Annotated in this window: 2 protein-coding genes; both read left to right on the top strand. The window is 73.9% G+C overall.

The features are described 5' to 3' along the window. A partial coding sequence (locus IE239_RS43085) for an SDR family NAD(P)-dependent oxidoreductase (protein ID WP_444545013.1) occupies positions 1-5,621 on the top strand: 5,621 nt, incomplete at its 5' end. A gap of 79 nt (positions 5,622-5,700) precedes the next feature. Continuing rightward, a partial coding sequence (locus IE239_RS40845) for a type I polyketide synthase (protein WP_190154517.1) occupies positions 5,701-8,606 on the top strand: 2,906 nt, incomplete at its 3' end.

Here is an 8,606-nt window from a genome sequence, read left to right as displayed (position 1 = left end):
TGGAGTTGCTCACGGTGGAGCGGGAGTGGCCGCAGACGGGCCGTGCGCGGCGGGCGGGTGTGTCGTCGTTCGGCATCAGCGGCACCAACGCCCACGTCATCCTCGAACAGGCCCCTGACGCGCCGACGGAGACCGACGAGGACAGGGCGGGCGACGGGAGCCACGGGACCGTCGATCGTGTCCTCTTCCCGTTCTCCGCCGCCGAACCGCAGGCCCTGCGTGCCCAGGCCGAGCGCCTGGCGAGCCTTCTGGCGTCGGACACCGAGCTGTCGCTCCGTGACGTCGGCATGTCCCTGGCGACGACGCGTTCCGCACTGGAGCACCGTGCCGTGGTGGTGGCCGCCGACCGTCAGCAGGCCCTGGACGGTCTCCGCGCGGTGGCCGGGCGACGGCCCGACGGGCGGGTGATCAGCGGCACGGCGGTCGCCGGCGGCGGACGCACGGCCGTGCTCTTCGCGGGCCAGGGATCCCAACGACTCTGCATGGGAAGGGAATTGTGCGAGACGTACCCCGTCTTCGCCGAGGCCTTCGACGCCGTGTGCGCCCACCTGGACACCGAACTCCCGCGTCCGTTGCGTGAGGTGATGTTCGGCGACGACGCGGACGTGCTGAACCGTACGGAGTTCGCGCAGCCCGCGCTCTTCGCTCTTGAGGTCGCTCTGTTCCGGTTGCTGGAGTCGTGGGGTGTCCGGCCGGACGTGCTGCTGGGCCACTCCATCGGTGAGCTGGCCGCCGCGCATGTGGCGGGTGTGTGGTCGCTGGCGGACGCGTGCCGTCTGGTGGCGGCGCGCGGCCGGCTGATGCAGGCGCTCCCGTCGGGCGGTGCGATGGTCGCGCTCCAGGCCACGGAGGACGAGGTGATCCCTCTGCTGGCGGGCCGGGAGACCGAGGCCGGCATCGCTGCCGTCAACGGGCCGGAGGCGACCGTGGTCGCGGGCGCCGAGGCGGCCGTCGAGGAGATCGCGGACCACTTCCGCGGCCAGGGCCGCAAGGTCACCGCGTTGCGGGTCAGCCACGCGTTCCACTCCCCGCTGATGGAACCCATGCTCGCCGAGTTCCGTGAAGTGGCGGAGGGCCTGGCGTACGGTCGCCCGCAGCTGACCATCGTCTCGGCGCTCACCGGCGACCTCGCCGACCCCGACCGGCTGATGACGCCCGACCACTGGGTGCGGCACGTCCGCCACGCCGTGCGGTTCGCCGACGCGGTCAGCCGGGTGAGCGCCGAAGGAGTATGTCACTGGCTGGAGTTGGGGCCGGACGGCACGCTCACCGCGCTTGCGCGGGAAGTGGCGCACACCGACCCCGCCGAGCAGATGCTCTTCGTGCCTGCGCTGCGCAAGGACCGTGACGAAGGCGCGACGCTGCTGACCGCCCTGGCCGAGCTGTACGTCCGCGGCACCGAACCGCGTTGGTCCGCCGTGTTCGCGGGAAGCGGCGCACGCCGGACCGACCTGCCGACGTACGCCTTCCAGCGGCGGCGCTTCTGGCCGGCCGCCCCGACCGCCACGGCCGGTGACGCGACCGGTCTCGGACTGACCTCCACCGGCCACCCCCTGCTCACCGCCGAAGTGGCGCTGGCCGAAGGCGGCGGAGCCCTGCTCACCGGCAGGCTCTCCCTCACGACCCACCCGTGGCTGCGCGACCACGCGGTGTCGGGCATGGTCCTCTTCCCGGGCACGGGCTTCGTGGAACTGGCCTTCCAGGCAGGACTCCGCGTGGGCTGCGCGCACCTCGCGGACCTGACGATCGAGACGCCGCTCGTGCTCACCGAGGCCGGCGCCGTACGCGTCCAGGTCGCGGTCGGCAGCCCGGACGCGTCGGGACGGCGGACCGTGTCCGTCCACTCCCGGGCCGACTCCGCCGAGGCCGAGGCCGCGGGATGGGTGCGGCATGCCGGCGGCTTCCTCGACGCGGACCACACCGACGAGACGGACCGTGTCGGCGGCGGGGAACCCTTCGAGAACTGGCCGCCCGCGGAGGCGAGCCCCGTCCCGCTGCACGGCTTCTACGACCGTCTCGCGGACGAGGGGTACACGTACGGCCCCGTGTTCCAGGGCCTGCGTGCCGTCTGGAGGCAGGGCGAGGACGTCTACGCCGAGGTCCGGCTGCCCGTCGGCCTGCGGGACGAGGCGGGGCGGCACGGCCTGCACCCGGCCCTGCTGGACGCCGCGCTGCACGCCTGGCTCGCCGCGGAACGCGCCCGGGCGGACGCTTCCGGCGGTGCACCCGCCGGTGGCGGAGTGCGGCTGCCGTTCTCGTGGAGCGGCGCCTCGCTGACCGCACTCGGCGCGTCCGAGGTGCGGGTGCGGCTGTCGCCGGTGGACGAGGACACGATCACGCTGACCGTCGCCGACACCGCGGGCCGTGGAGTGGCCCGCGTCGACGCTCTGACGCTGCGCGAGCTGAGCGGGGACGCATCGGCGCCCGCCGCCGACGGTCCGGCCGCGCTGCGTGACGCGCTGTTCCGGCTCGACTGGAGCACACTGCCCGTGCCGTCCGGCCCCCTCCCCGACCAGGACGGACAGTGGGCCGTCGTCGGACCGGAGATCGCCGGGCTGCACGACGCGCCGGCCGGTCACTACGCCGACGTCACGGCACTGGCCGAGGCGGTCGCCGCGGGGACGCCGCTGCCGGGGGCGGTGCTCGTTGCCTGCGGTCCGTCCGCGGTCGGGGGACCGGCGACGTCGCCGGAACGGGACGGCACCGTCCTCCCGGAGTACGACACCGCTCCCTCGGAGACCGTGGACGCCACCAGGACGGTGCTGCACCATGTCCTCTCCGTCGTGCAGGGCTGGCTGGCGGACGACCGTTTCGGCGCCGCCAGGCTGGTGCTGGTGACCCGGGGAGCGGTGCCCGCCGACGGCGACCGTGCGCTCACCGATCCGGTGGCCGCCTCCGTCTGGGGGCTCGTCCGCTCAGCGCAGTCGGAGCACCCCGGACGCCTGGTTCTGCTCGACCTCGCCCCCGACGCATCCGTCCCCGCCGTCCCCGCCGTCCCCTCCGTCCCCGCAGGCCGGTTCCCGGTCGCCGAGGACGCCGGCGGTGCCGCGGCCGAGCCCGGCCCGGCCCTCCTCCTCGCCTCCGCCCTCGCCTCCGGCGAACCGCAGCTGGCCCTGCGGGACGGTGTCGCACTCGTGCCCCGGCTGGCCCCGGCCGGCACCGGCGGCGCGCTGCTTCCGCCGCCCGGCGAGCCCGTGTGGCGGCTGGACGTCACCACACCCGGCACCCTCGACAGCCTGGCCCTCGTCGGCTGCCCCGAGGTCACCGGCCCGCTCGCCCCCGGCGAGGTGCGGGTGGCGATGCGGGCCACCGGCGTCAACTTCCGTGACGTCCTGGTCTGCCTGGGGATGCTCGACCGCGAGGTGCCCGGCCGCGAGGGCGCGGGCCTGGTCCTGGAGACCGGCCCGGGCGTTACGGGGCTCGCCCCCGGCGACCGGGTGCTCGGCCTCTTCTCCGGGGCGTACGGCCCGGTCGCGGTGACCGACCACCGTCTGCTCACCCGTCAGCCGGACGACTGGTCCTTCACCGAGGCCGCCGCGGCGCCCATCGTCTTCCTCAGCGCCTACCACGGCCTGGTGGACCTGGCGGACCTGCGCCCCGGCGAGGCCGTCCTCGTCCACGCGGGCACCGGCGGCGTCGGCATGGCCGCCGTCCAGCTCGCCCGGCACCTGGGCGCCGAGGTCTTCGCCACCGCCGCCCCCGCCAAGTGGGAGACCCTGCGGGCCATGGGCCTGGACGACGACCACATCGCGTCGTCGCGCGACCAGGACTTCGAGGAGAAGTTCCTGCGGGCGACCGCCGGCCGCGGCATGGACGTCGTCCTCAACTCCCTGGCCCGGGAACTGATCGACGCGTCGTTCCGGCTGCTGCCGCGCGGCGGACGCTTCATCGAGATGGGCAAGACCGACCTGCGCGACGCGCGGACCGTCGCCGCCGAACACCCGGGCGTGGTCTACCAGGCGTTCGACCTCAGGGACGTCGACCCCGACCACACCGCCGACATGCTCACGGCCGTACTCGCCATGTTCGAACAGCGGGCACTGCGTCCGCTCCCGGTCACCACCTGGGACGTACGGCGGGCCCCGGAGGCGTTCCGGTACCTCAGCCAGGCACGGCACACCGGCAAGATCGTCCTCACCGTCCCCGAGCTGCCCGTCGACCTCGCCACCGTCCCCGAACCGCCCGCCGACCTCGCCCGCACCGGGGAGGACGCGCGCGAGGGACGCACCGCGGAGCACATCCGCCCCCACGGCACCGTCCTGATCACCGGCGGCACCGGCACCCTCGGCGGACTGTTCGCGCGGCACCTGGTGACCCGCCACGGAGTCCGGCATCTGCTGCTCACCAGCCGCAGCGGCCCCGACGCTCCCGGCGCCGCCGCACTCGCCGCGGAACTGACCGGACTCGGCGCCACCGTCACGGTCACCGCCTGCGACATCGCCGACCGCGACGCCCTGGCCGGACTGCTCGCCGAGATCCCCGCCGAGAGTCCGCTGACCGCCGTGGTCCACGCGGCCGGCATCCTCGACGACGGCATCCTGGACGCCCTGACGCCCGACCGCGTCGACCGCGTCCTGCGTCCGAAGGCCCAGGCAGCATGGAATCTCCACGAACTGACCCGCGGCCTGCCCCTGTCGGCGTTCGTCCTCTTCTCCTCCGTGGCCGCCACCTTCGGCAGCCAGGGACAGGCCAACTACGCCGCCGCCAACGCGTTCCTCGACACCCTGGCCCAGCGCCGCCGAGCCCAGGGACTGCCCGCGCTCTCCCTGGCATGGGGCCTGTGGGACACCGACGACGGCATGGCGGGCACCCTCGGCACCGCCGATCTCCGGCGCATCGGCAGCATGGGTCTCGCCCCGCTCCCGGCGGACGAGGGCCTGGCGCTGTTCGACGCGGCCCTCGCCGCCGACCAGGCGCTGCTGCTGCCCACCCGCCTCGACCTGGCCGGGCTGGAACGCCGCGGCGCCGAACCGCCCACCCTGCTGAAGGCGCTGGCCCGGACTCCGGTCCGGCGGGCCGCGGCCGGCACCACCGCCACCCCGGCCGACAGCCAGGACGACGGAGACGGTACGCCGGTGTCGTTCACCGAGCAGCTGCGACCGCTCCCCGCCGAGGAACGGGAACGGGCCGCCCTCGATCTGGTCCGCACCCACACCGCGGCGGTCCTCGGGCACTCCGACCCCGAAGCCGTCGACGCCGACCGGCCGTTCAAGTCGCTGGGCTTCGACTCGCTCACCGCGGTCGAGATGCGCAACCGGCTCGGCACGGCCACCGGACTCACCCTGAGGGCCACGCTGGTCTTCAGCTACCCGACGCCCGCGGTCCTCGCCCGCCACCTGCTGGAACAGTGCGCACCACAGGACGAAAGTCCGGCCGACGTCCTCCTCGCCGAACTCGGCAGGCTCGAGTCGGTCATGGCCGACGCGCACCGCGCGACCGCCGGCACGGAGAGCGACGGCGCGCTGAACGACGAGGTGACCGCCCGACTGCGCGAACTGCTGACCCGGTGGACGGGCGGCACCGACGGCACGGACGGCTCCTCGACGGCCGTCGTCGGACTCGAATCCGCGACGGACGACGAGATGTTCGACCTCATCGACAAAGAGCTGGGCATTTCCTGACCCCGACCGACCCCCCCGGACCGCTCAGGACCCGAAGTCTCCGGACCCCCTCGGGGCTCCTCCTAGGAAGTGGCATCGAATGGCGAGCAACGAAGAGAAGCTGCGGGACTACCTCAAACTGGTCACGGCCGACCTTCGTCAGACACGCAAACGTCTGCAGGACCTCGAGGAGCAGCAGCAGGAACCCGTCGCGATCGTCGCCATCGGCTGCCGCCTCCCCGACGGGGCCGACAGCCCCGAGGCCCTGTGGCGGCTCCTGGCCTCCGGCACCGACGCCGTCACCCCGTTCCCCGCCGACCGCGGCTGGGACCTCGACGCGCTGTACGACCCGGACCCCGACCGGCCCGGCACCTCCTACGTCCGTGAGGGCGGCTTCCTGCACGAGGCGCCACTGTTCGACGCGGAGTTCTTCGAGATCTCCCCCCGCGAGGCCCAGGCCATGGACCCGCAGCAACGGCTGCTCCTGGAGACCTCCTGGGAGACCGTGGAACGCGCGGGCATCCTCCCGGCCTCCCTGCGCGGCTCGGCGACCGGCGTGTTCGTCGGCGCCATCGCCCAGGACTACCTGCCGCGCTCCCCCGACTCCCAGGCCGACCTCGGCGGCCACCTGCTCACCGGCAGCACCACCAGCGTCGCCTCCGGCCGCATCGCCTACTCCTTCGGCCTCGAGGGGCCCGCCGTCACGGTCGACACGGCCTGCTCGTCGTCGCTGGTGGCCCTCCACCTCGCCGTACGGTCCCTGCGCTCGGGCGAGTGCGACCTGGCCCTCGGCGGCGGCGTGACCGTCATGTCCGGTCCCGAGATGTTCGTCGACTTCGGACGCCAGCGCGCGCTCGCCGCAGACGGCCGCTGCAAGGCGTTCGCCGCCGCCGCCAACGGCTTCGGGCCCGCCGAGGGCGTCGGCATGCTGCTCCTGGAACGCCTCTCCGACGCCCGCCGCAACGGTCACCCCGTCCTCGCCGTCATCCGGGGCAGCGCCGTCAACCAGGACGGCGCGTCCAACGGACTGACCGCTCCCAACGGCCCCGCCCAGGAACGGGTCATCCGCGCCGCGCTCGCCGACGCCGGTCTGTCCGCCGGCGACGTCGACGCCATCGAGGCCCACGGCACGGGCACCCCTCTCGGCGACCCCATCGAGGCGGAAGCGCTGCTGGCCACCTACGGCGCCGCGCGAGCCGAGGACCGTCCGCTGTGGCTCGGCTCGGTGAAGTCCAACATCGGGCACACCCAGGCAGCCGCCGGCGTCGCCGGGGTCATCAAGCTCGTGCTGGCCATGCGGCACGGCCTGCTTCCCCGCACCCTGCACGCCGACGAGCCGTCCCGGCACATCGACTGGACCGCCGCCGGCCTGCGCCTGCTCACCCGGGAACACGCCTGGCCCCGGGACGGCGACCGGCCCCGCCGCGCGGCCGTCTCCTCCTTCGGCATCAGCGGCACCAACGCCCACATGATCGTCGAAGAGGCGCCCGCGCCCGCGCCGGCGTCGCTCGACGGAGAGGGCCTGGTCGAGCAGGCACACCCGAACGCCGTCCCCACCGTCGGCCCGGAGCAGCCGACCGGCAACCGCCTCCTGCCCTGGACGGTCTCCGCCCGCAGCCGCGCCGCACTGCACGCACAGGCCGCACGCCTGCTCGCCCACCTCGACGATCGGCCGCACCCCGACCCGGTGGCCATCGGCCGCGCCCTCGTCACGACCCGGTCCACCTTCGAACACCGGGCCGTGCTCACCGGCCGGACCCTCGACGACCTCCGCAGCGGCCTCGCCGCACTCGCCGCCGGTGAGCCCCACCCTCACACCGTCACGGGAGCCGTCCGGCCCGGCGGACGACTGGCCGTCCTGTTCACCGGCCAGGGCTCGCAACGTCTCGGTATGGGGCGAGAGTTGTACGAGGCGTATCCCGTCTTCGCGGAGGCTTTCGACGCGGTGGACGCGGAGCTGCCGTTCGGGCTGCGGGAGATCGTCTTCGGTGAGGACGCGGAGCTGCTGGACCGGACGGAGTTCGCGCAGCCGGCTCTGTTCGCTCTTGAGGTGGCGTTGTTCCGGTTGCTGGAGTCGTGGGGTGTCCGTCCGGACGTGCTGGCCGGTCATTCCATCGGTGAGATCGCGGCGGCGTATGTGGCGGGTGTGTGGTCGTTGGCGGATGCGTGTCGTCTGGTGGTGGCGCGTGGCCGGTTGATGCAGGCGTTGCCGTCGGGTGGGGCGATGGCCGCGGTGGAGGCGTCCGAGGACGAGGTGCTGCCGCTGCTGGGTGAGGAGGTGGGGCTTGCTGCGGTCAACGGGCCGCGGGCGGTGGTGGTTTCGGGTGCGGCGTCGGCGGTCGAGGAGATCGCGGACCGCTTCCGTGGTCAGGGCCGGAAGGTGACGGCGTTGCGGGTGAGCCATGCCTTCCACTCCCCGCTGATGGAACCGATGCTGGCGGACTTCCGGGCCGTGGCGGAGACCCTCACCTACAGCGCCCCGCGCATCGTCGTCGTCTCCACCGTCACCGGCCTCCCGGCCGAACCCGACGAACTCACCTCCCCCGACTACTGGGTGCGTCACGTCCGCCAACCGGTCCGCTTCGCCGACGGCCTACGTGCCCTTGCGGAACGCAAGGTCGGCCGACTGCTGGAACTGGGCCCCGACGGTCAGTTGACCGCCCTGGCCCAGAGCTGCCTCGACGGGGGCTCCGAGGTCTTCGCCATCGCCCTGCGCAAGGACCGCCCGGAGCCCGAGAGTCTGCTCGCGGCCCTCGCCGAGCTCCACGTCAGCGGTCTTCCGGTCCGCTGGGAGACGGCGTTCCCGCTCGACGCCGACCCGGCCGGCTCCGATCTGGAGCAAGTCCCCCTGCCGACGTACGCGTTCCAGCGGCGCCGCTTCTGGTCCCGGGACACGGGATCGACGCCCGGCGATCTGGGTGCGGTGGGGTTGGGTGCGGCGGGGCATCCGTTGTTGGGTGCGGCGGTGGAGTTGGCCGGTGGTGATGGGCTGGTGTTGACGGGGCG

The organism is Streptomyces humidus (genome assembly GCF_014649655.1).
GTDB classification, from domain to species: Bacteria; Actinomycetota; Actinomycetes; order Streptomycetales; family Streptomycetaceae; genus Streptomyces; species Streptomyces humidus.
This window is presented reverse-complemented; position numbering and strand designations above follow the sequence as displayed.